The organism is Pseudomonas sp. LBUM1643, assembly GCF_059716215.1.
The window spans coordinates 5,243,709-5,267,080 of record NZ_CP166813.1 but is presented as its reverse complement, the minus strand read 5'-3'; the positions used below and the strand labels follow the sequence as shown (position 1 = coordinate 5,267,080).

Genomic DNA, 23,372 nt, shown 5'->3' with positions numbered 1-23,372 from the left:
ACCGGTTGAATATTCGAACCTGAAAAATATCCGGATACCGCCCCCAACCACGAAAACTCAGGACCGCGATTTTGCATCGTTTATCGCGACCGTCGAGCCTTCAACCGGGTGACATTGCGAAGCACTGCCCGGTTGCAGATACGGCGTCAGAATCGGCGCCATGCCCTTGAGCACCTGCACCGGCAATGCCGAGGTGAACTTGAAGGCTTCGGCCGTGCGACCCGGCACGAACGCGGTCAAGGTGCCGAAGTGGGTGTCGCCGATGTAGAACACGAAGGTTGCGGTGCGGTTGATCGATTTCGAACTGAGGATCCGCCCGCCGGAGCCGATGGCTTCGATGCGGTTATCCCCGGTGCCGGTCTTGCCACCCATGGCCAACGGTTTGCCATCGGGCGTGATGAAACTGCCGGAGACACGCTTGGCCGTACCGGCATCGACCACTTGCGACAAGGCCTCGCGCATGGCTGTCGCCACTTCGGAAGGCATCACCCGTTTGCCGACGTCCGGATCATTGATCAACTTGGTTTCATAGGGCGTGTTCGCGGCGAAGTGCAGGGTGTCGATACGCAAGGTCGGCATCCGCACACCGTCGTTGAGGATGGTCCCGATCAACTCGGCCAGCGCTGCCGGGCGGTCGCCCGAGCTGCCGATGGCGGTGGCCAGTGACGGCACCAGGTGATCGAACGGGTAGCCGACTTTCTGCCAGCGTTGGTGAATGTCGAGGAACGCCTCGATCTCCAGCATGGTGCGGATGCGGCTGTCGCGGGCGCCTTTGTGACGGCTCTTGAACAGCCAGCTGTAGACCTCCTGACGTTCGAACTGGCTGGCTTTGACGATCTGGCTCCACTTGGCATCCGGGTTGTTCAGCAAGTAACCCATCAGCCATAGATCCAGCGGGTGAACCTTGGCGATGAAACCCTGATCCGGCAGGTCATAGGCGCCGGGACTGTAATTTTCATAGAGCCGCTCAAGGCGTTCATCGGTCAGCTTCTCGGTGAGCTTGGCACCTTTAAGATGCGCGCGAACAAAGGCGTTGAAGCTTTCCTGACTGGCTTGCGGCAGCAGATACCGATGCACCGCGGCCATGCGAATCGGGGTCGGGCGAATGCTGTCGAGGAAGGTCTCCAGTCGCGCCTGGGTGTCTTTGTTCTTGTACTTTTTCCAGAACTTCAGCAGGAACGATGTGCCTTCTCGGTCGGCGAACGAGGCGAGGTATTCCTGACGTCTCGGGTCGCGGTCGTCCTTGAGCAATTCGGCACTGTTATTGGGGCCCGAGTAGGTGCTATAGCGCACCAGGTCGCGCATCAGGCGAATGAACGGCAAGTTGATCGACTCGCGCAGGGCGTCACGCAGAGTGGGGTTGCGGCCGTTGTCTTCTTTGCGAAAGTTGTTAAACGTGTGCAGCCCGCCACCGGTGAAAAACGCTTCGCCCGGGCTGGCGGAATATTTACGATCCAGCGCGGCGCCGAGCATGGTTTGCAAATTGCGGTCTTTATTCTGGATCAAATAGTCGATGGCCCAGCGGCTCAGACGGTCCTGGTCCGGTACATCGAGTTTCTTGAGTTCCGGTACGGTCATTGCGCCGTATTTATCGTGTAGCTCGGCGATGATTTGCAGGTAAGTGGTCATCACACGCATTTTGGCCGTGGAGCCGAGTTCCAGCTTGCTGCCTTCGTTGATGTCGAACGGTTGGTCGGTGCTGTCTGTTTGTACCCGCACCCGCGAACCGTCGGGGGTCAGTTCGAACAGGGTGAAGCTGTAACGTACCTGGGTGGTGCTGGTGGGGGTCAGCAGGCGCTCGCCCATCAAGCCGATCTGCGCGGCAAAGACCGGGTCGGCGAGGTGCTTGAGGTATTCGGTGGCCCGGGTTTGCAGATCGCCTTGCAGGGTGCTGGTGGCGGACAGGTCCAAACGGTCGAGATCGTACAGCGGACGATTGAGCAGGCCACCCAGGCGACTGCGCGCCACGCTGATGCCCTTGTTGGTTTCGATCGGCTGGATAGTGGGCTGCGTCGCCCAATCGCGATAGGTCACTTTGCTGGCCAGCGCGGCAGCCGACAGCTGGGCATCAATCACATTGTTTTGCGCGAGCAGGCGAATGTGACTGTCGGTGAGGTCGGCCAGTTCGTCGTGACCCTTGGTCAGGTAATGGGACGGGCGCCGCTGGGCGATCATGAGTGACAACATTTCGCGCAAGGCCAGGCCCTTCGCCGCCATGGTTTTCGGGTCCGTTGCCGTGCTGGCCAGGGTTTCGTTGGCCGTGTTGAAGTCGGCGCCGTACCAGACGCGCAGTCCTTCAGCCATGCCATGCACTTCGCCATGGCCCGGAACGGCTGACAGGGGCACGCTGTTGAGGTAGTCACGCACCACATTCTGCCGCGCTACCAGGGTGTCCGGTCCCGCCTGATAGGCGCGGACGGTGGCGGAAATCATCTGCCGGATCTTTTCCGCCCCCGACACCGTCAGGCCGTCGGGCGAGTGCCGGTACTTTTCCAGCTGCGTGGCCAAGGTACTGCCGCCGGCCGACTGCCCAGGCATGTGCAGCAATTTTGCCACCTGGGACCACGCCGCCATGCCGAATCGTGGCCAATCCACGGCAGGGTTGGCCCGGGGCTGACGAGGGTCGAGCAGGAAGCGGTTCTCAATAAATAGCAGACTGTTCACCACCACCGGCGGTATTGCTTCGAAGCTTGAATAGAGCTGCTGCGGGTATTTGTACTGATACAGCGGTGATCCACGGCAATCGGTGATCGACAGCCCCGCCTGGATCTTTTCCGCATAGGGCACAAAAAAGCCTTTGCCGCTGTAGTCCATCAGCGCCTGGGAGAAGCGGGTTTGCGATTGCACCACGTAATCGCGCTTGATCAGGCGCGGCAGAAAGTCGCTCAGGGAGCTGTAGCCCAAGCGCAAATCAAACGGGCCGGCGCCGGGGTAGCGAATGGCATCGCTGGGGCCGGGTTGCAGGTCATAAGTCAGCTTCGCCGCAAATTTGCTCACTTCCCGGGACTGGAATTTCGACGTGCGCATTTCCTTGGCCGCAGCGAGCCCAAGGACGATGGCGATGATTAACACCAACAACCAAAAGGCCTTCCACCCATGCTGGGTGCCACGGGGTTTTTCAGGTGGCGGCGCATCATCCACAGCTTCAGTCTGGACCACGGTTTTACTCGAATCGGTTTGCCATAACGCGCCCATAGTCGACTGATCCATTCACGCAGATTGATCGGACTTGTCTGAAGCTTAGTCGGTGGTTGGCGATGGTGAAAAAATTGTGAATACACAAATGTCGATTTCCCATCGTCAAGTACCTGTGGAAAGGCGTTTTTGTGGTGAAGGGATTTATGTGGACAGGAGATCCAATGGTGAAGGGGATTTAGGGGGTGAAGGGATCCCCTCGCCACAGGAATCCCCTCGCCACACGTTGGTCACATAAATCCCCTCACCACAGGGAGTTTGATAGCCACTAAAGGAAGGTGACAGTTACAACCAGCAGGCATCCCAGAGTGGGTAATCGCCGATTTTGTCTACGAGCCCTGCTCTCAAGGGATTGGCAACAATGTAACGAGCGAACGGTAGGAGCTCTTCGCCATCACGAATGGTTCGGTCGTGATAACCGGTTTGCCACAAAGAGCCGCTTCTGCCGGTCGTTTTGTTCACTGCCTGGGCGCATCGGGCTTTGGTAGCTCCCATGACGTTCCCTAAGTTGTCGTCTTGCAGTTGCATCAGCCAATGAAAGTGATCAGGCATAACCACCCAAGCGATTGAATTCACCTGTCCAGAGTCGTGAGCCCGTCTCATTTCTGCGACAAGCAGGCGGCCCAAGCGCCAATCGGAAAAAAGTGGTTGGCGCTTGTGGATAACTGCGGTGATGAGATAAGCACGACCGATTTCGGAATGTCGGCCGACGCGCAGGCGATGAGAGTTTGGTTGAGTAGGCAATCCATTGCTTCCTTATGATCGTCAAGTGACGCGTTCAGGCTAGTACGCAGTGGTCTAAAGCAACGCTGAGACTTTTGAGTGAAGTTTCCGATTCTTGCGAAGAATTTGGCGATCTAGGATTTTTTGTGGTGATGGGATTTATGTGGTGAAAGGGGTATGTGGCGAGGGGATTTATCCCCGTTGGAGTGCGAAGCGCTCCCCCTGTATCCATTCTGTTAAATCGGATTCACCGGTTTTACGGCTGCTGCGCAACCGAACGGGGATAAATCCCCTCGCCACAAAACCCTAGCCACAGAAGTTCATGCATCCCGGAGGGTATGTCTGAAATGACTGAAATAGACGCCTCGAACGATAAATAAGACCTTGGTAGGGACATGACGATGCACCAATGCTGTGCAATACTCCGCGCCGTTTTAGCAGCGAAAATTCCTACATGAGACAGGTAATGCCCCTCCGCTAACCGGGCTTTTGCCGAGAGTTCTTGCTGAATGTTGTGGTTTATAGAGTGAAAAAACCTGTAAGAAGCTTTTTATACTGCACGCCCCGCTGATCTTGGAGGTTTTGTCCGACAAGACGGTGCTGCCCACGAAGCAGGACCGGTTTCATGGAAGTAATGGTTTACCAGCCAGCGCTTCGACACTCGGTGGTCATATCCAATAACAAGACGAGGTTGTACCCCTATGCCAGTTGGCAATCACCTGCCCCAAGGCGAGACCGCTCAGGGCGGCCCGCTTAAACGCGAACTCGGCGAACGGCATATTCGTTTGATGGCGCTGGGTGCCTGTATCGGTGTCGGTCTGTTTCTCGGTTCGGCCAAGGCCATCGAAATGGCTGGTCCGGCCATCATGCTGTCCTACATCATCGGCGGTCTGGCGATCCTGGTGATCATGCGCGCCCTCGGCGAGATGGCCGTGCATAACCCGGTCGCCGGCTCGTTCAGCCGTTACGCCCAAGACTACCTGGGCCCCTTGGCGGGCTTCCTCACTGGCTGGAACTACTGGTTCCTGTGGCTGGTGACCTGCGTCGCAGAAATCACCGCGGTGGCGGTGTACATGGGCGTCTGGTTCCCCGAAGTACCCCGCTGGATCTGGGCGCTGTCCGCGCTGATCAGCATGGGCACCATCAACCTGATCGCCGTGAAAGCGTTCGGTGAGTTCGAATTCTGGTTCGCCCTGATCAAGATCGTCACCATCATTGCGATGGTGATTGGCGGTATCGGCGTAATCGCGTTCGGCTTCGGCAACGACGGCGTGGCGCTGGGGATTTCCAATCTCTGGGCTCACGGCGGCTTCATGCCCAATGGCGTGCAAGGCGTGTTGATGTCCCTGCAAATGGTGATGTTTGCCTACCTGGGCGTCGAAATGATCGGCCTGACTGCCGGCGAAGCCAAAAACCCGCAGAAAACCATCCCCAACGCGATCGGCTCGGTGTTCTGGCGGATCCTGCTGTTCTACGTAGGCGCGTTGTTCGTGATCCTGTCGATCTACCCGTGGAACGAAATCGGCACTCAGGGCAGTCCGTTCGTGATGACGTTCGAACGCCTGGGCATCAAAACCGCCGCGGGCATCATCAACTTCGTGGTGATCACTGCGGCGTTGTCCTCGTGCAACGGCGGCATCTTCAGCACCGGGCGCATGCTTTACAGCCTGGCACAAAATGGTCAGGCCCCGGCAGCGTTCGCCACGACTTCCAGCAACGGTGTGCCGCGTCGCGCGTTGCTGCTGTCGATCGGCGCCCTGCTGTTGGGCGTTCTGCTGAACTACCTGGTGCCTGAGAAGGTGTTCATCTGGGTGACAGCCATTGCGACCTTCGGCGCGATCTGGACCTGGGTGATGATCCTGCTGTCCCAGCTCAAGTTCCGCAGAGGCCTGAGCGCCAGCGAACGTGCGGGCCTCAAGTACAAGATGTGGCTGTTCCCGGTCAGCTCGTACCTGGCGCTGGCGTTCCTGGTGCTGGTGGTCGGCCTGATGGCGTACTTCCCGGACACCCGTGTGGCGCTCTATGTCGGCCCGGCGTTCCTGGTGCTGCTGACCGTGTTGTTCTACGCGTTCAAGCTGCAACCGACCAACGCTTCGCAAGGTGCGGCGCGTTCGGCTTCGTAAGTCGTCCGTATGAAATGCAAAAGCCCCGGTCCTGATGGCCGGGGCTTTTGCGTTTTAAAGATCAACAGATCGCAGCCTGCGGCAGCTCCTACAGGTGTACTCCGATCAAAAGATCGCAGCCTGCCAGCTCCTACCCTGGAACGCGTTCCCCCTGTAGGAGCTGCCGCAGGCTGCGATCTTTTGATCTTCAGCACTCAACCGCTGGTCTGAAAGGCACGCTCACCTGCGATTTATGACAGTAGACAAGCTCAAATGCTTATGAAGTCAAGGTGACGCGTTCAACAACGGGTGAGCCGCATGAGACGCTTGTGGAGAGGGTTTTCCAGCTACACGATAATCGGGGTTGCGAATACGCTGATCCACTGGCAAATCTTTTTCCTGCTGAGCGTGGCGGCCGATCTCAGCCAGGCGCTCAGCAACCTGGCGGCTTTCTTCGTAGCAGCCTCTTTCTCTTTCTACATGAACGCACAATTTACCTTCGACGCCAGGGTGTCGACGGGCAGCTATCTGCTGTTTCTGGGAACCATGGGCGCCCTGAGCCTCGGCGTTGGCCATGTCGCTGATGTATGGAAATTACCGGGTCTACTGACCGTGGCGCTGTTCTCGGGCTTGAGCCTGGTGCTGGGATTTCTGTTTTCCAAGTACGTGGTGTTTCGCGAGCATGAGCTATGAAGATCTCGCTCATCGTTCCCGTGTTTAACGAAGAACAGTCGATCAACCTGTTCTACCAGGCGGTTCGACGCGAGCTGCAGATCGACCACGCCGACGTCGAGATCGTGTTCATCAACGACGGCAGTACCGACCAGACAGCAGAGCAGGCTGCGGCACTCGCACAGGCCGATGAGCAGGTGGTGCTGATCAACTTTTCCCGCAATTTCGGCAAGGAACCTGCACTGTTCGCCGGGCTGGAATACGCCACGGGCGACGCGGTGATTCCCATGGATGTGGATTTGCAGGATCCCATCAGCGTCATTCCATTGCTGATCGAGCAATGGCAAAAAGGGGCAGACGTGGTGCTGGCCAAACGTCGCGACCGCAGCGCCGACAGTTACATGAAACGTCACAGCGCGACCTTGTTTTATCACCTCCTTAACCGCATTTCGTACACCCGGATCGAAGAGAACGTCGGTGATTTCCGTCTCATGGACCGCAAGGTGGTGGATGTCATCCGCGCCTTGCCCGAGCATCAATTGTTCATGAAGGGCGTGCTGTCCTGGGCCGGTTTCAACACCGTGGTGGTGGAGTACGAGCGTGCCGGGCGAGTGGCGGGAAGCAGCAAGTTCAACGGCTGGAAGCTGTGGAATCTGGCACTGGAAGGCGTGACGTCGTTCAGCACGGTGCCATTGCGCCTGTGGACCTACATCGGCGGCGCCATTTCGATCTTTGCCGTGATCTATGCGGTGTACATGGTGCTGGACAAGATTTTCTTCGGTAACAGCGTGCCCGGTTACCCCTCGTTGATGACCGCGATCCTGTTTCTCGGCGGAGTGCAATTGATCGGCATCGGCATCCTCGGTGAGTACGTAGGTCGTATCTACATTGAAGCCAAGCATCGGCCGCGCTATGTGGTGAAGGACATCGTCGGCGGCAAAAAACGGATCGAGCCTTGATGGGCCGTTTCAGCGACTACTTCACCCGGGAACTGGGGCGCCGTCAGGTCTGGCTGTTTTTTCTGATCGCGATCCTTGTGTATGTCTTGCCGCTGATCCTCGCGGACTATCCCTACATCGATGACAACTGGCGCTCACTGTCCGCCGGCACGGCCTGGGCGGATCAGGGCCGGTTGTTCACGCAGCTGTTCTACAACGCACTGACGTTCAGCGATGGCGCGCCGAACATCTTTCCGCTGCCGCTGCTGATTGCCTCACTGGCCATGGCCTCGGCGTTGACCCGCCTGACTTTTCACTACTGGCCTCAGCCCACAGTCGCGGGTTGCCTGGTTGTATTGCCGCTTTGGTACAACCCGTTTTTTCTGCAGAACCTGTCGTATCAATACGACGGCGCGGGCATGGCATTCAGTGTGGTCGCCGTGGTCTACGCAATCAGCTTTGAGCATCCTTCACGGAACCTGCGATGGCTGGTGCCGGCGCTTTTGATCGCACTGGGGCTGGGGCTTTATCAGGTGAGTTTCAATGTCTTTCTGGGCCTGTGCTGTGTGGAAGTGCTGAGGGCTGTTCAAGACAACGTGAGCTGGGAGCACTGGCGCGATTGGGTGGGGGCAAAGATCGCCCAAGCCCTGTTGGGCGCGTTGATTTACGCCGTCAGTGCTTACCCGTTCACCAGCCAGAGTCGCACGCTTTTACTGAACTGGGCTGCAAGCCCTTGGCTGCAGGTTTACACCAACATCGGTCGCGTGTTGGAAAAAGTGCAGCTGCTTTTTCACGGTGGACTCACTTGGGTGTTCGCCGGGTTGTTGCTGTGCGCGATGGCGGGCGGTGTGCGGGTGGGCGCGCACATTCTGCAACGACGAGACAGTGGCGCAAAAAAGTGCCTGATCGCCCTGGCGTGCTTGCTGACGCTGCCGATGGTGATGTTGCTGGTGTCAGGCATGGCGCTTTTTTTTCGTGATTTCAACGAAGGCGCCAGAACACTCATGGGGTTCGCGGTGTTGCTGGTCTTGTTGTTCTATTTGAGCCATGTGGCACTGGTCCGCCTGCACCCTCGGCTACCGCTGCTGTTAGTCGTGCCGTTGCTGGCGATGTTGTCGTTGTCGTACGGCTATGGTCGGGTGCTGACGGTGCAGAAAACCTTCGCGGCCAACGCCCTGACCAGCCTTCAATACGATATTGCCTCCCATCGCCAGCTACGCGAGGCCAAGCGTATCTACTTGTCGGTGACCTATTCCGATCACTGGCTGCGGGGGGCTGCGGGTTCGTTCAAGAAGATGCCGGTGTTGCATTACTTGCTCAACATCGACTTTTTCGTGCTGGCCGAGAACCTGCCGAGCGTGGGCATCACCAACGTTGTCGCGGAGAAGGAACGGCGCAATGCCACGCGGGTGGGGTATCAGCGTTATCCGGCGCTGGTGGACAGCCAGTTTTACCGGATCTACCTCATCGGTGATTACGGTTTTATCGTCATGAAGGAGCCATCCCCGATCAGCTCGCTTCGCTGGTGAAGCACGCGTCAGAACGCGTCCATCAGCACGACAATGCAATCCCGGGCCTGGTAATGGTTGATCTGCGGGACCAGGCGCCGGAAGTGCTCCGATCGGCAATGAGCGTCCAGTGCTGCCTGATTCGGCCATTGTTCAATGAAGACAAAATGCCCGGGGTCTTTCTGATCGACAAACAGGTCGTAGGCGATGCAATCAGGTTCCAGGCGAGTCTTCTCGACCAGTTCGGCGTACCACGGGCGAACGGTTTCAATAAATTCGGGTTTGATAAAGTCCCGGGCGATCACTTTCAACATGCAGTTCTTCCTTGAGGTCGCGCCAACCTCATGATGAGGCTGGCGGGAAAACAGTCCTTAAGCGGCGGCCACTTCATTGGGTTCGAAACTGTCCGCCCGCGCCATCTGCCACATCCGGGAGTAGAACTCGCCGTTGACTTCGCCAGTCAGCAATTCCCCCGGTTTGAGGAACACATGCAACTGTGAGAAGAGCTTGATCTCGGTCGCCGACATGCGCCGTACCAGGTGCTTGGCCGACAGTTGCGAAGGATGGTCGAGGCCGGCGGCGGCGAGCATTTCGGCCAGTGCCTTGAGGGTGTTGCGGTGGAAACTGAATACACGCTGAGCCTTGTCCGGCACCACCAGCGCACGTTGGCGCAGAGTGTCCTGGGTGGCGACGCCAGTCGGGCATTTGTTGGTGTGGCAGCTTTGCGACTGGATGCAGCCGATGGCGAACATGAAGCCGCGCGCCGAGTTGGCCCAGTCGGCGCCGATGGCCAGGACGCTGGCGATGTCGAAGGCGCTGACGATCTTGCCGCTGGCGCCCAGTTTGATCTTGTCCCGCAGGTTCAAGCCGACCAGGGTGTTGTGCACGAACAGCAAACCTTCGCGCATCGGTACGCCGATGTGGTCGGTGAACTCCACGGGCGCAGCGCCGGTGCCGCCTTCCTTGCCATCGACGACGATGAAGTCCGGAAGGATGCCGGTCTCCAGCATGGCTTTTGCAATGCCCATGAACTCCCATGGATGCCCGAGACAGAACTTGAAACCCACCGGTTTGCCGCCAGACAATTCCCGCAATTGCTGGATGAAATGCATCATCTCGATTGGCGTCGAAAACGCGCTGTGGCGTGACGGTGAGATGCAGTCTTCGCCCATCATGATGCCCCGGGTTTCGGCGATTTCCTGGGTGACCTTGTGCTTGGGCAGGATCCCGCCGTGACCCGGTTTTGCACCTTGGCTCATCTTGATTTCGATCATTCGCACTTGCGGTGTCTGTGCCTGCGCGGCGAAGCGTTCCGGGTCGAAACGACCGTCCGCGGTACGACAGCCGAAGTAGCCGCTGCCCAGTTCCCAGGTCAGGTCGCCGCCGTGTTCCCGGTGATAGGCACTGATGCTGCCTTCGCCGGTGTCGTGGGCGAAGTTGCCGAGTTTGGCGCCCTGGTTCAGCGCGCGAATCGCGTTGGCACTGAGAGAGCCGAAGCTCATCGCCGAGATGTTGAACACCGAGGCCGAGTAGGGTTGAGTGCATTGCGGGCCACCGACGATCACACGAAACCCGCTCGGGTCGCTCAAAGGTGCCGGACGCATGGAATGGCCGATGAATTCGAAACCCGATTGATACACGTCGATCAACGTGCCGAAGGGTTTGTCGGCGCTTTCATTCTTGGCACGCGAGTAAACCAGCGAGCGCTGAGCGCGGGAGAAGGGCAGGGCATCGCTGTCGGATTCAAGCAGGTACTGACGAATTTCCGGGCGGATGCCTTCGACCAGATAGCGGATATTGCCCAGGATCGGATAATTGCGCCGCACGGCGTGAGGGCTTTGCAGCAGGTCGAACAGGCCGATCAGGCTGAGGACGGCGGTGATGGCAGTGAAGGGCCAGAGCCAATCGTGTTCGAGGAAGGGCAGGCTGGCGAGGGTGAACACTACGCAAGCGGCAAAGAAGGCGTAGCGGCTCAGGAGGGACAGGCTCATACGGTTTCCTTGGGTTCGGACTCATCAGTTATTCGGTACAGCTTGAAAAGCATTCTAAGGCCAGGCGCTTGTTCCTTCGCCACAGGTCTGCGCATTGTTTCAGAAGTTGCCAGGTATTCTGCGCCTGACGAAAAACTGAAAACACTTCAAACCGGGATTTTATCCCCAGCATGGCGAACGGGATTGTGAAGAAATTGTAAGGGCTGGATTGAGTAAGGGGCGTGTCAGGTGATACGGATGCCGGATGTGCCACCGCCATCGCTGGCAAGCCAGCTCCCACAGTGTTTTAGGCTGGTCGAAGGTTTTGGGTGAAACCGCTGAAACTGTGGGAGCCTGGCTTGCCAGCGATGGCGGCCTGACAGACAACCTGTTTTTTTCAGGTTGAAGTAGATCTGGTGTTCAACCTGCCGGTTTTGTCTGTCGTATCGGCAATTCAACGCGAAACGTCGTCCCCACCCCAACCTCGCTGCGCACTGAAATCTCCCCCCGGTGCTTTTTCACGATGCCGTACGACAGCGACAAGCCCAACCCCGTCCCTTGGCCTACCGGTTTGGTCGTAAAAAACGGGTCAAAAATCTTCTGCAAATTTTGCGGCGCAATGCCCGCGCCGGTGTCTTCGACTTCAATCCACACGTTTTCATCGGCCTGCCCGGTGCGCAGGGTGAGGGTGCCGCGTTCCGGGCCAATGGCCTGAGACGCGTTGACGATCAGGTTCATGATCACCTGATTGATTTGCGACGGCAGGCATTCGATATCAGGCAGCTCCTGATACACCTTGAGCACATCCGCCTTGTACTTGAGTTCGTTGGCCACGATGTTCAGCGTCGACTCGATACCCTGCTGCAAGTTGACCCACTGCCATTCCAGACTGGAGTCCACCCGGGAGAAATCTTTGAGGTCCTTGACGATCTGTCCGACCCGGTTGATGCCGTCCTTGGACTCCTTGATCAGCAGCGGAATGTCCTCGCGCAGGAACTCCAGCTCAACCTGTTCACGCAGTTGCTGCAAGCGCTCGACGAGTTCGCTGGAGCCGAGGGCCTCTTCCGCATCCCGGTAGGCGTCGAGCATTTCCTGAAGCTGCTTGAAGTAGCCGTCCAGGGTGCCAAGATTGGAAGAAATGAAGCCGATGGGGTTGTTGATTTCATGGGCGACACCGGCCGCGAGTTGTCCCAGTGAGGCGAGCTTTTCCGATTGCACCAGTTGCGATTCAAGCTGTTTGCGCTCGTCGATCTCCTGCTGCACCAGTTGCTCCAGATGGCTCATCTGCAAGGACGCCCGTTCGGTCATGTCCCACTTGGTCAGCAGGGTGTTGGCCATCTGCTGCACTTCGATGTTGTCGAACGGTTTTTTCAGAATCAGCAGACGGTCATGCGCCTGCAGGCGGTCCAGCAGTTCGTCCCAGGAATAATCGGAGTAGGCGGTACACACCACCACTTGCAGGCGCGGGTCTTCCTGCCACAGGTGTTCAATGGTTTTCGCGCCGTCCCAGCCTTCCGGCATGCGCATATCGACGAAGGCCAGGGCGTAGGGGCGGTTTTCCTGTAACGCCCATTTGAGTTTACCCAGCCCCTCTTGTCCGCCGTACGCCGAGTCCAGTTCGAACAGGGCGCTGGCGGCTTTCACCTCACTGCCGAACAGCGCCGATTCCATCTGGTCCATTTCCGCGGTCTGCACCGGTTCCGGGGTGAGAATCTTGCGAAAGTCCACATGGATCGACGGGGTGTCATCGATCAGTAAAATGCGTCGATTCGAGCGCTCGCTCATGCGTCCTCCGTGACGGCTTTCAGCGGGATCTGCAACGTGAACAGCGCACCTTTGCCTGGGCCGTCGCTATGGGCGGTGAGGTGGCCGTTCATCTCGATGGCGGCCAGGGCGCAGCTGTGCAGGCCAAATCCGTGGCCCTCTTTGCGGGTGGTGAACCCGTGGGCGAAGATCCGCGTCATGTTCTCCTCGGCGATGCCTTCGCCGTCGTCCTTGACGCTGACTTGCAGGGTCGTGTCGTCGACGATTTTCACCCCGAGGGTCATTTGTCGCGGGCGGTTGCCGAGGTCGGACATGGCGTATTTGGCGTTGCTGATCAGGTTGATCAGGATCAGCAGCAGCCGGTGTTTGTCGCCCATGATCTGCGGCACCTCGCTGTAGTCCTTGATCACCGTGACGTGGTGCCGGGTCAGGGCGCCGGAATTCATGCGCAAGGCGTCTTCGAGCAGTTCGCTGATGTGCAGCGGTTCCATCAGGCTGTTGGCGCCCGCATAGGATTGCTGGGTCGCGACGATGTCCTTGATGTGGTCGACACTTTTACTCAGCTGCGCGAGTTCGTCGGTCATGCCTTGCTGTTCCAGGGCAATGGCCTCCACCAGTTGATTCAAGTAACCGGGCAGCAGTTTGCCTTTCTCGTCCTGGGTCAGAAACGTGCCGAGATCCCCCGGGTGCTCATTGATCAGCTGCATGGCTTTGCCCAGGCCCAGAGTCTTGCTGCCACGCAGTTTGCGGGTGACCAGGTCGGCCGAGATGTTTACGCTGTTGAGAACGTTGCCGACGTTGTGCAACACGTTGGTGGCGATCTCGGCCATACCGGCCTGGCGTGCGGTGTCGAGCAGTTCGCTTTGGGTGTCCCTGAGTTCGCGGGTGCGCTCTTCTACCCGCCGTTCGAGGTCGTCGTTGGCCGATTGCAGGGCTTTGTTGACGCGATTGATGATCGTGAAACTGCGCATCAAATGAATCGCCAGGTACACCAGCAGCAACACCAGCAGGACTGAAAAAACCAGCATGTAAAAGTGGTAGCGCTGGTCGATCGCGTCGGTGCGTTGCTGGTCCGAATTCAACAGGCCGGTGATGTCGTCGAGACGTTCGGCCACGGGTATGGCTTCGATGTGTTCCAGCAACCGGTTGACCACCGGTTGCTCCCGCAGAATCAGCGAAATGTGCTTGCTCAGGATGTCGATGGGACTGTGGAACTGTTCTGGCAAACGCTGTTTGTTCACCTCCATTTTGTTCAGCCCCAGCAGGATGTCGGCCGCCTTGTCGTCCGAAGTTACCTGGACAAACTCCATACTGCTCAGCAGCAAGTCATAGGTGTCGGTGGCGATGTTTTGCAGCTGCAGTTTGTCCCCGTCCACCAGTTGGACAAGCTGTCCCTGAATGTCGTCCTCGGCGGTGGGCAGGAAGGCCAGCGAGTTGCGCAGCACGGCGTTGTGCGACTTGAACTGCTCCACCAGCCGGGTCTTTTCCTGCAGGGCGCTGAGGAAGGCGTCATGGTTGGCGCGCCAGGTGGGCGAGTCATTGCGGCCGTGACCGGATTCCATCGACTCGAACTGTTGCCACAGCCGGGTCATCTCGGTCAGCGGTGCGACCAGAGGATCGTAGTTGTGATTGATAACGATCCTGGCCTTGAGGATTTCGGTTTCCCATTGAGCGTTCAGTTGCTTGATCCGGCCGATCAAGTCCCGGGATTCGGCGTAGTGGGTGGTCTGGTTCGAGCTGGACTTGAGGTACAGGAACAGCAGCGTCGAAGCCAGCATCACGGCGACGATGCCGAGCAGCGCCAGGTTGCGGCGGTGAGACAGCCTCATAGGAGTTTACCTTCCCATTCGCCGGTCAGGGTCTTGAGGAATTTGATGATCAGGGTTTTGTCCTCCGGGGACGGAACACGACCGAGCTGGTACTTGAACATCACATCCACCGCATCTTCGAGGGTTCTGGCCGAGCCATCGTGAAAGTACGGCGCGGTCACGGCGACGTTGCGCAGGCTCGGCACCTTGAACACGTTGCGGTCCTCATCGTCCTTGGTCACCAGATAACGCCCCAGGTCGGACTCAACAGGTTTGCCCCGCTCCTGGAAGTAATCACCCATCACGCCGAACTTCTGGAACATGTTGCCGCCAATGTTCACCCCCTGATGGCAGGCGATGCAGCCGTATTCCTTGAAGCGCTGGTAACCGTACTTTTCATCCGTGGTGAGAATATCGGTATCGCCTTGCAGGTATTGATCGAAACGCGAATTGGCACTGATCAGTGTGCGTTCGTAGCTGGCCAAGGCGTTTTGCACGTTGTTTATGTTTACGCCGTCCGGGTAGGCGTTGGCGAATGAGGCCTGGTACGCCGGATCGGCGGACAGCGTTTGCACCACATGTTCCCAGTTGCTGCCCATCTCGCTGGGGCTTTGCACCACTTCGTGGATCTGGGCTTCGAGGGTGTCGGCACGACCATTCCAAAATTGCCGAAAGTTCAGGCTCGCGTTGAACACGCTGGGGGTGTTGATGCCCACCGGGAGTCCGGCGAAGCCGATGGAGAACGGCTTGTTGTCAGCGCCGCCGGTCTCCAGCCGGTGGCAGCTTGAACAGGATAACGAGCCGTTGATCGACAGGCGCGGTTCGTTGAACAACTGGCGGCCGAGTTCGACCCGTAGCGGATTCTGCTCGGGCACGGCTGGCAAGGGTTTGAGCGGTTCATCCAGTGGGGCGGCAGAAACGCTCAGGCAAAGCCCGAGCAACGGTACAAACAGCAGGTGCGCAAAGGCGGGCGACATCGAATAGTTTCCTTGGCGGTTGGCCGGAGTGTCGTTGAGCCTCGATCACGGGGTGGCAGATGAAGAGGGTTGCACCGACTCCAGATACCGTACGAACGCCTCAGGCGTTACGGCTTTGCTGAAGTAGTAACCCTGACCTTCCTCACAGTGGTGGCTCTTGAGAAAATCCAGTTGCTCGAGGGTTTCCACGCCTTCGGCAATGATGATCAGTTTCAGGCTGCGGCCCAGACTGATGATGGCGCTCACCAGAGCAGCGTCATTGCTGTCACTGCTCAAGCCGCGAATGAATGATTGATCGATTTTCAGTACATCGATGGGAAAGCGCCGCAGATAACTCAGGCTGGAATAACCTGTGCCGAAGTCATCGATGGCCAGTCGCACCCCCAATGCCTTGATCCGGTTCAGGGACGTGACGGTGGCCTCAATGTTTTGCATGAGGACGCCTTCGGTGATTTCCAGTTCCAGCGAGGAGGGGTCCATACCCGTCTGCACGAGGATCTGTTCGATGCTTTCGACAAAGTCCCGCTGACGGAAATCGATGGCCGAGATATTGACCGACATGCAGATCGTCGGCAGCCCTGCGTCCCGCCATGCACAGGTTTGCCGGCAGGCTTCGGCCAGCACCCATTTGGTCAACTGGACAATCAGGCCGCTGTCTTCGGCGACCCCGATGAACGCTGAGGGGTAGACCAGTCCGTTTCCCGGTTTCTGCCAGCGAATCAACGCCTCGGCGCCCACCACCTGGCCGCTGGCAAGGTCGAGTTTGGGTTGGTAATGCAGGACGAATTCATTGCGCTCCAGGGCCAGGCGAATACCGGTCTCGATGCTTTGCTGATCCCGGGCGCGCTGGTTCATTTCGTCGATGAAAAAGCGGAAATCGTTAGGCCCGCTTTCCTTGACGTTGCGCATGGCGGTTTCAGCTTTCTTGATCAGCGAGATAGCGTCGAAGCCATCGTCGGGGTAAATGCTGATGCCCACACTGGCGGTCACGCTCAGGTCGTGGCCGGCGATGTGTTGCGGCGCGCGAATGGCCGTCAACAGTTTTTCGGCGATGCCCTTGGTCTGCTGGGGGTGACGAATGTCGGCGAGGATCACCACGAATTCGTCCGAGCCGTAGCGAAACACCGAGTCGGACTCACGCACCGTCGCCACCAGATTGCGGCCGACCTGTTTGAGCATCTCGTCACCGGCGGGATGGCCCAGGGCGTTGTTGATGCGCTTGAAGCGGTCCAGCCCCAGAAACATCACCGCCAGTTGTTTGTCATGGCGCCGGGACAGGGCGAGCGACTGGTTCAATCGGTCCCCCAGCAAGGTACTGTTGGGCAGTTCGGTCAGTACGTCGTACTGCAACAAGTGGGACACTTTCAGCAGTTCGTGGACCCGGGCCTCGATGGTTTGCTCCAGGCTCAGGACCTTCATCGCCGCGTCCTGGGTCATCTGCCATTTCCAGGTCATGGCGCTGGCCATCTGACGGATTTCCAGGCTGTCGAAGGGCTTTTTCAGCACCAGCAACTGGTCGCCGAATTCCAGCCGCTCGGCCATGTCTTCCCAGGTGTAGTCGGAGTAAGCGGTGCACAGTGCAATTTGCAGGTGCGGGTCGGCCTTCCACAACTGTTCGATGGTTTCCAGCCCATCCCAGCCCGGCGGCATGCGCATGTCGATGAACGCCATGGCGTACGGCCGGCCTTCATCCAGTGCGCATTGGACCCGATGGAGTGCTTCCTGGCCCTGATAGGCCGAGTCGAGCTGGAAGGTCAGACGATCGATGGGCAGCGTGCCGAACAAGGCTTCTTCCGTACCCGCCAGCGCTTGTTCGTCGTCGACCGGGGCACCCAGGATCTTGCGAAAGTCCTCATGAATCGAGGGCGTGTCGTCGATGATCAGAATGCGCCGGTTGGTTCGCACGAAAGGCGTTTTCATCCCTTGTCCTCCGTGGAGCGTTGCGGGTTGTCCAGAATCGGTCCGATGTCGTGGCTCGGTGGCACGATACTGCCGGCCTTCAGCAGCTCGGCGGCCTGCTGACTGGTGACGGCTTTGCTGAAGTAATAACCCTGGGCATTCATCGGTGAACCCGTCGCCATCAATGAGCTGCGTTGCTCCTGGGTCTCGACGCCCTCGGCAATGATGCCGATCCCGACCTCCCGGGCGAAATTGATGATGGCGCGCAGTGTGTTGGCACTGGCCGGGTCGCGGACAGCGGTGTCGATGAAGGTTTGCGTGAGCTTCAGGTGATTGACCTGATAGGTCTTGAGGTAATCGAACGAGGAGTACTCCGTGCCGAAGTCATCGATGGCAATCTTTACCCCGAGCTCGCGCAGACGCGGCAGTACATCGTTGTGGGTCCATTTGGTCTGGGCGAGGGTGGCTTCGGTGACGTCAAAGCGCAGGTCCCACGGACAGAGTTCCCAGCGTGCGGTGGTGCGCAGTACGTCATAGATCAGCTCAGGACCGCTCTTGAGTTGCGCCAGGGACAACTTGATTGCAATGACCGGCGGCGCCATGCCCTGATCGCGCCATTGGCGCATTTGCTGGCAGGCGCGATCCAGCACCCAGTGACCGAGGGCAACGATGGTGCCGGTTTTTTCCGCCGCGGGCAGAAACGCCGAGGCTTCCAGCAACCCGCGCTCGGGGTGGTTCCAGCTGACCTGCGCTTCCATGCCGAGGATCTTGCCGCTGCTCAGGTCAACTTCCGGCCAGTAGTGCAGTTCAAGTTCCTGGCGGTCGATGGCTTCTCTCAGGTCGTTGGCGATGGTCATGCGCTCGACCACCTCCCGATTGATCTCCTCGGAGTGGAAATGGTACTGGTTGCGGCCTTTTTCCTTGGAGCGATACAGCGCCATGTCGGCCTGGGTCAGCAGGCCGTCGGCGCTGGTGCAGGAAGGGCTGTAAAGGCTGATGCCGATACTCACTGACACCCGCACGTCGTTGCCGGCCAGGGCATAAGGCAGCACCAGCGCATCGCGGACCTTGGCGGCGAGGGCCGCGGCGTGGGTCGGGTCACTGACCTCCAGTTGCAGGATCGCGAACTCATCTCCGCCGAGGCGGGCGACTACATCGTTTTCACGCACGCAGGACCGTATCCGCTGGGCAACCTCCTGCAGCAACAGGTCGCCGACCGGGTGCCCCAGCGAATCGTTGATGCGCTTGAAGTGATCCAGGTCCAGGTAAAACATGGCAAACGCTGCGGCGCCCCTTCGAGCGGCCGCGAAGGCCTGGTGCAGCCGCTCGATCAAGGTGGCGCGGTTGGCCAGTCCGGTCAGGCCGTCGGTGCGCGCCAGCAGGGCGATTTTCTCTTCCGCCAGTTTACGTTCGGTGATGTCGATGATGATGCCTTCGACCTCCAGCAAACGGCCGTCATCGTCGCGCACCGGGATGTAACGGTTTTCGACCCAACGCCAGGCGTCATTGGCCGTGCGCATCCTGAACTCGATGGAAGCGCCTGCCGCATGACGATCCAGCACTCGGGCCATGGCGGTGTCGACCTTCGATTGATCGTCGGGATGAATCAGTTCCCGGGCCCAGTTGGCCGAGGCGACAAGGTTCGCCGCGACGTGCCCGTACTTGGTGATGTTGTGGGAGATGTACATCAGGGGAAACGATGGCTCACCGCGCAGCCGGTACAGGATGGTCGGGCTGTTTTGCACAATGATGTTGGCGTCGGACAGCTCGCGGGTGCGCTCTTCGACGGCTTGCTCCAGCAGCGACATCTTCAGCTCCGCGTCTTCGGTCATCTGCCACTTGGCGGTCAGCGCGCTGGCGATCTGGCGGATTTCGATGGCATCGAAGGGTTTTTTCAGAATCAGCAGGCGGTCACCCAGGTCCAGGCGCTCGTCGATGTCTTCCCAGGAATAGTCGGAATAGGCGGTGCAGAGCGCCACTTGCAGCTTGGGATCGACTTGCCACAGCCGTTCGATGGTCTCCAGCCCGTCCCAACCAGGGGGCATGCGCATGTCGATGAAGGCCATCGCGTAGGGCAGATCGTTGGCCAGCGCCGTCTCGACCTTGTCCAGTGCTTCGAGGCCCTGGAACGCCGAATCGAGTACGAAGCTTTGCAGTGACATCGCCGCCGGTGTACCGAACAGGACATTTTCGGCACTGATCAGGCGGTCGTCATTGAAAGTGGGAGGGCTGAGAATTTTGACGAAGTCTGCATGGATCGAGACAGTATCGTCGACGATAAGAATCCTTCGGTTGGTGCGCGCGATCAGCGTATTCATCGCCATGCGCGGCCACTGTCAGCGATTTGATGGGGTGTGTTCATAGGACGGGCATCCTTTCCCTGATCACCTGCCGAACGTACAGATATGGATCCGAGTCAGCTGAGCATAGTCCTCTGCGGGGGACTTCGCGCTAGTTGAATGGAATCATTTCCCGGAGCGGGCTGAAAATCATCTAGCCTGTAGGTCAGGCTCCGACAATAGGGGATGTTGATTCGGGGCCTGACACAGCGAAACGGTTGTTTCACACGAGGTACGCCATGGAAGAGCAACTCCCCACGCCTTTGACCTACAAACCCACCGTGCTGCTGGTTGATGATGAAGAGTCGATTCTCAACAGCCTGCGGCGCCTGTTACGCGGCCAACCCTACGATGTGCTGCTGGCCACCAGCGGTGCCCAGGCCCTGGAAATCATGGCGCAACAGCCCATCGATCTGGTGATGAGCGATGCGCGCATGCCCAATATGGATGGCGCCACCTTGTTGGCTTACATCCATCTGCATTACCCCCACACCACACGAATCATGCTCACCGGCTATGCCGATCCGTCGGCCATCATCAAAGCCATCAATGAAGGGCAGATTCATCGTTACATCAGCAAACCCTGGCACGATGAAGAAATGCTCCTGACGTTGCGCCAATCCCTTGCGTACCAACATTCCGAGCGTGAACGGGTGCGCCTGGTGCAGGAAACGCTTGATCAGAACGAGCAACTGAAGCAGCTCAACACCACCCTGGAAAAACACGTCGCCTCCCGCACTGCCGAGCTGCAGCAGACCGCTGACATGCTGGACCTGGCGTACGAGGAACTCAAACACAGCTACGTCACCGGCACCGAGGTGTTTTCGCTGCTGGCCAACCTGCGGTTGCCGCCGGCCAAGCAGACCAACCGGCAGATCATCGAATTGGTGCGGGTCTACTGCAAACGGCATGGCCTGGACGAAGGCAGCAGTCGCGACCTGACCATGGCGGCGGCGCTCTACAACATTGGCAAGCTGAGCTGGACCGACAGCATGATGACCGCCCCGGCGGACCTGCTGCATCACAACGATCGCGAGCGTTATCGCGGTTATCCGAAACAGAGCGAATCGCTGTTGATGACCCTTGATCCGATGAAGGACGCGGCACGCCTGATTCTTCACCATCAGGAGCGCTGGGACGGCAACGGCTTTCCCGACCGGCTCAAGGGTGAGGCGATTCCTTTCGGTTCGCGGCTGCTGAAACTGGCGGTGGATTTCATCGAGTTGCAGCGAGGCCTGATTCTCGAGCGGCAGATGAACAGCGATGAAGCGCTGGTGTACATCCGCAGTTATGCCGGGCGGCTTTATGATCCTGAGATGGTGGAGGATTTCATTCAGGTGTGCGCGGCGTATCTCAGTGATGTGTCGTTGGCTGATCCTTTGGTCAAGGTGCTGACGACTCGGGAGGTAGCGGCGGGCATGATTCTGGCGCGCAACCTGAATGCTGATAACGGCATGCTGCTGTTGAATGCGGGCAAGGTACTGAACGGGGCGTTGGTGGAGAAGTTGATTGCCTTTGAAGCGATGGAGGGGGCGAAGTACAGTATTTTTGTGAAGGAGCCGGAAGCGCTGTCGGGCGCGGTTCTTGAGGCGGGTGAGGTGTCGCGATGACGGCCTGACAGCCGATGAGTCTTTCCTGATGCACCCGGTTCAAACTGGGGGAGCTGGCTTGCCGGCGATGGCGCTCTGACAGCCGATGAGTATTTCCCTGATGTACCCGGATCAAGCTGTGGGAGTGAGCCTGCCAGCGATGGCGCTCTGACAGCCGATGTATTTCCCTGATGCACCCGGATCAAACTGTGGGAGCTGGCTTGCCGGCGATGGCGCTCTGACAGCCGATGAGTATTTCCCTGATGTACCCGGATCAAACTGTGGGAGTGAGCCTGCTCGCGATGGCGGTCTGATCGGCGGTGAGGTTTTGATGGTGTACATATCCATTCCTGCGGTCACGGCTGCTATTGGTTTCGCTCTTACAGCGAGTCACTTGGAGGAGCGCCAAGTAACCAAACGCTCTTGCCCCTTTCGTCCGGTGCCTCGCCTGGGCTCGGCATACCCTCACTCCGGTCCTGCTCCGTGGGCCCGCCGCGATCGGCCATCCATGGCCGTGCGCGGCTAACCCGGCATCCATGCCGGGTTACCCACTGCGCAGAACCTGCGCTCGGCCTACCGATGGGGCAAGAAAATCAAAAGCAGATCAAAAGCCAAAGCGAGGCGGCCTGAGAGCCGACCTGATGTCTAGTCCGGCAATGCTATGACCATTAAAGATCAACTGTGAGCCTGCTCACGATGGCGTCGGTTCAATCGATACCAAGGATGATGATGACGCCGTACGGAAACTCATGTGATCCTTGCCTCTTTTACCCAAGGACGATCCTGTTTCATGACCCTTTCATCCGCCACTTCACCCCGTCTCATCCACATCGCCGCAGCCCTGGTGATTGATCCGCGCGGTCGCACGTTGCTGGTTCGCAAGCGCGGGACCGAGGCGTTCATGCAGCCTGGCGGCAAGATCGAGCCCCATGAGCAACCAGTCCACGCCCTGGCTCGTGAGCTGGAGGAAGAACTGGGACTGGTCATCGATCCCGCGCACGCCACGTACCTCGGCCAATTCAGCGCCCCGGCCGCCAACGAGCCGGGGTTTGTGGTGCAGGCGGAACTCTTTCTGCTGACCATTGATTCAGACGTATCGCCTGCCGCTGAGATCGAAGAGGTTGTCTGGATCGACCCGGCCACCGACGGCGACCTCACGCTCGCGCCATTGACACGAGACTTGATCCTGCCGTTTTATCGAGCTTCGCTGACCACAACTGCCTGATCTTTACGGACGAACACTTGCCATGATTCCCCATCAAGACCTGTTGATTTTCGCCGCTGCAGCCTTGCTGATGGTGCTGACGCCCGGGCCGAACATGATCTACCTGATCTCCCGTTCGATCTGCCAGGGACGCAAGGCGGGCGTGACGTCATTGCTGGGTGTGGTTGCGGGATTTTTTGTGCACCTGTTCGCGGCGGCTGCCGGTTTGACTGCGGTGTTCCTGGCGGTGCCAATGGCCTATGAAGTGTTGAAGTGGGCAGGGGCGCTGTACTTGATGTGGCTGGCTTGGCAGGCGGTCAGACCGGGGGCGCGGTCGCCGTTCGAAGCGCAGCAGTTACCGCCGGACTCGGCGCGTAAGCTGATCACTATGGGGTTTCTCACCAGTGCCCTGAATCCCAAGATCGCCGTGTTTTACCTGTCGGTATTCCCGCAGTTCATCACGCCTGAGCATGGCTCGGTGTTCACCCAGAGCATCATCCTCGGCCTGACCCAGATCAGCGTCAGTTTCTGCGTCAATCTGTTGATCGCCGTGTTTGCCGCGGGTATCGCCTCCTGGTTCGTCAACAACCCGACATGGTTGGCGGTGCAGCGTTATTTCATGGGGTTTGTGTTGGCTGCGCTGGCGGTGCGGCTGATGCTTGAGCAACGAAGAGCGGCTTGACC

The 23,372-nt window shown here is 58.7% G+C and carries 16 protein-coding genes; 7 read left to right on the top strand and 9 right to left on the bottom strand.

Annotation, left to right across the window (positions count from 1 at the left end; translation table 11 throughout):
• Positions 1-57 precede the first annotated feature (57 nt).
• Both ACA063_RS23725 and ACA063_RS23720 read right to left on the bottom strand, forming a co-directional pair.
• Positions 58-3,195 carry a transglycosylase domain-containing protein gene (locus ACA063_RS23725; protein WP_497663591.1) on the bottom strand — a complete coding sequence of 1,046 codons (3,138 nt, stop codon included), beginning with the start codon at positions 3,193-3,195 and terminating at the stop codon, positions 58-60.
• Between the two features lie 285 nt (positions 3,196-3,480).
• Complete coding sequence (locus ACA063_RS23720) at positions 3,481-3,939, bottom strand: REP-associated tyrosine transposase (RefSeq protein WP_497663590.1); 459 nt, start codon at positions 3,937-3,939, stop codon at positions 3,481-3,483.
• A gap of 680 nt (positions 3,940-4,619) precedes the next feature.
• Between ACA063_RS23720 and ACA063_RS23715 the strand changes: the two genes are divergently transcribed.
• From ACA063_RS23715 to ACA063_RS23700, 4 genes are all read left to right on the top strand, one after another.
• On the top strand, positions 4,620-6,041 hold the full coding sequence (locus ACA063_RS23715) for an amino acid permease (RefSeq protein WP_497663589.1): 1,422 nt from the start codon (positions 4,620-4,622) through the stop codon (positions 6,039-6,041).
• A gap of 297 nt (positions 6,042-6,338) precedes the next feature.
• On the top strand, positions 6,339-6,713 hold the full coding sequence (locus ACA063_RS23710; protein ID WP_497663588.1) for a GtrA family protein: 375 nt from the start codon (positions 6,339-6,341) through the stop codon (positions 6,711-6,713).
• Positions 6,710-7,651: a glycosyltransferase family 2 protein gene (locus tag ACA063_RS23705; protein WP_497663587.1), complete on the top strand. Its 942-nt coding sequence runs from the start codon at positions 6,710-6,712 to the stop codon at positions 7,649-7,651. The genes ACA063_RS23710 and ACA063_RS23705 overlap by 4 nt, the downstream gene beginning before the upstream one ends.
• Positions 7,651-9,159 (top strand): glucosyltransferase domain-containing protein, encoded by a 1,509-nt coding sequence (locus ACA063_RS23700; protein WP_497663586.1) that lies wholly within the window; start codon positions 7,651-7,653, stop codon positions 9,157-9,159. Before ACA063_RS23705 ends, ACA063_RS23700 begins: the two co-directional genes overlap by 1 nt.
• 8 nt (positions 9,160-9,167) lie before the next feature.
• On the opposite strand, the gene ACA063_RS23695 is transcribed toward ACA063_RS23700, so the two are convergent.
• The 7 genes from ACA063_RS23695 to ACA063_RS23665 all read right to left on the bottom strand — a co-directional run bounded on the left by ACA063_RS23695 (position 9,168) and on the right by ACA063_RS23665 (position 19,880).
• Complete coding sequence (locus ACA063_RS23695) at positions 9,168-9,452, bottom strand: putative quinol monooxygenase (protein WP_497663585.1); 285 nt, start codon at positions 9,450-9,452, stop codon at positions 9,168-9,170.
• Positions 9,453-9,509: 57 nt separating this feature from the next.
• The gene (locus tag ACA063_RS23690) at positions 9,510-11,129 is read right to left on the bottom strand and encodes an FMN-binding glutamate synthase family protein (protein WP_497663584.1); all 1,620 of its coding nucleotides are present in this window, start codon (positions 11,127-11,129) and stop codon (positions 9,510-9,512) included.
• Between the two features lie 399 nt (positions 11,130-11,528).
• The gene (locus tag ACA063_RS23685) at positions 11,529-12,893 is read right to left on the bottom strand and encodes an ATP-binding protein (protein WP_497663583.1); all 1,365 of its coding nucleotides are present in this window, start codon (positions 12,891-12,893) and stop codon (positions 11,529-11,531) included.
• Positions 12,890-14,701 (bottom strand): DAHL domain-containing protein, encoded by a 1,812-nt coding sequence (locus ACA063_RS23680; protein WP_497663582.1) that lies wholly within the window; start codon positions 14,699-14,701, stop codon positions 12,890-12,892. The genes ACA063_RS23685 and ACA063_RS23680 overlap by 4 nt, the downstream gene beginning before the upstream one ends.
• The gene (locus tag ACA063_RS23675) at positions 14,698-15,657 is read right to left on the bottom strand and encodes a cytochrome-c peroxidase (RefSeq protein ID WP_497663581.1); all 960 of its coding nucleotides are present in this window, start codon (positions 15,655-15,657) and stop codon (positions 14,698-14,700) included. The genes ACA063_RS23680 and ACA063_RS23675 overlap by 4 nt, the downstream gene beginning before the upstream one ends.
• A 45-nt stretch (positions 15,658-15,702) precedes the next feature.
• Positions 15,703-17,577 (bottom strand): putative bifunctional diguanylate cyclase/phosphodiesterase, encoded by a 1,875-nt coding sequence (locus ACA063_RS23670; protein ID WP_497663580.1) that lies wholly within the window; start codon positions 17,575-17,577, stop codon positions 15,703-15,705.
• Positions 17,574-19,880, bottom strand: a complete 2,307-nt coding sequence (locus ACA063_RS23665) for a putative bifunctional diguanylate cyclase/phosphodiesterase (protein ID WP_497663579.1) — start codon at positions 19,878-19,880, stop codon at positions 17,574-17,576. The genes ACA063_RS23670 and ACA063_RS23665 overlap by 4 nt, the downstream gene beginning before the upstream one ends.
• A 254-nt stretch (positions 19,881-20,134) precedes the next feature.
• Here ACA063_RS23665 and nosR point away from each other — a divergent pair, with 254 nt between their 5' ends.
• The 3 genes from nosR (at position 20,135) to ACA063_RS23650 (ending at position 23,370) form a co-directional block, all read left to right on the top strand.
• Positions 20,135-21,505 carry a response regulator c-di-GMP phosphodiesterase, NosR family gene (gene nosR / locus ACA063_RS23660; protein ID WP_497663578.1) on the top strand — a complete coding sequence of 457 codons (1,371 nt, stop codon included), beginning with the start codon at positions 20,135-20,137 and terminating at the stop codon, positions 21,503-21,505.
• A 769-nt stretch (positions 21,506-22,274) separates the two neighbouring features.
• Positions 22,275-22,709 (top strand): NUDIX hydrolase, encoded by a 435-nt coding sequence (locus ACA063_RS23655; RefSeq protein ID WP_497663577.1) that lies wholly within the window; start codon positions 22,275-22,277, stop codon positions 22,707-22,709.
• Between the two features lie 22 nt (positions 22,710-22,731).
• A complete protein-coding gene (locus ACA063_RS23650) occupies positions 22,732-23,370 on the top strand; it encodes a LysE family translocator (protein WP_497663576.1) in 639 nt (212 codons plus the stop codon).
• Positions 23,371-23,372: the final 2 nt, after the last annotated feature.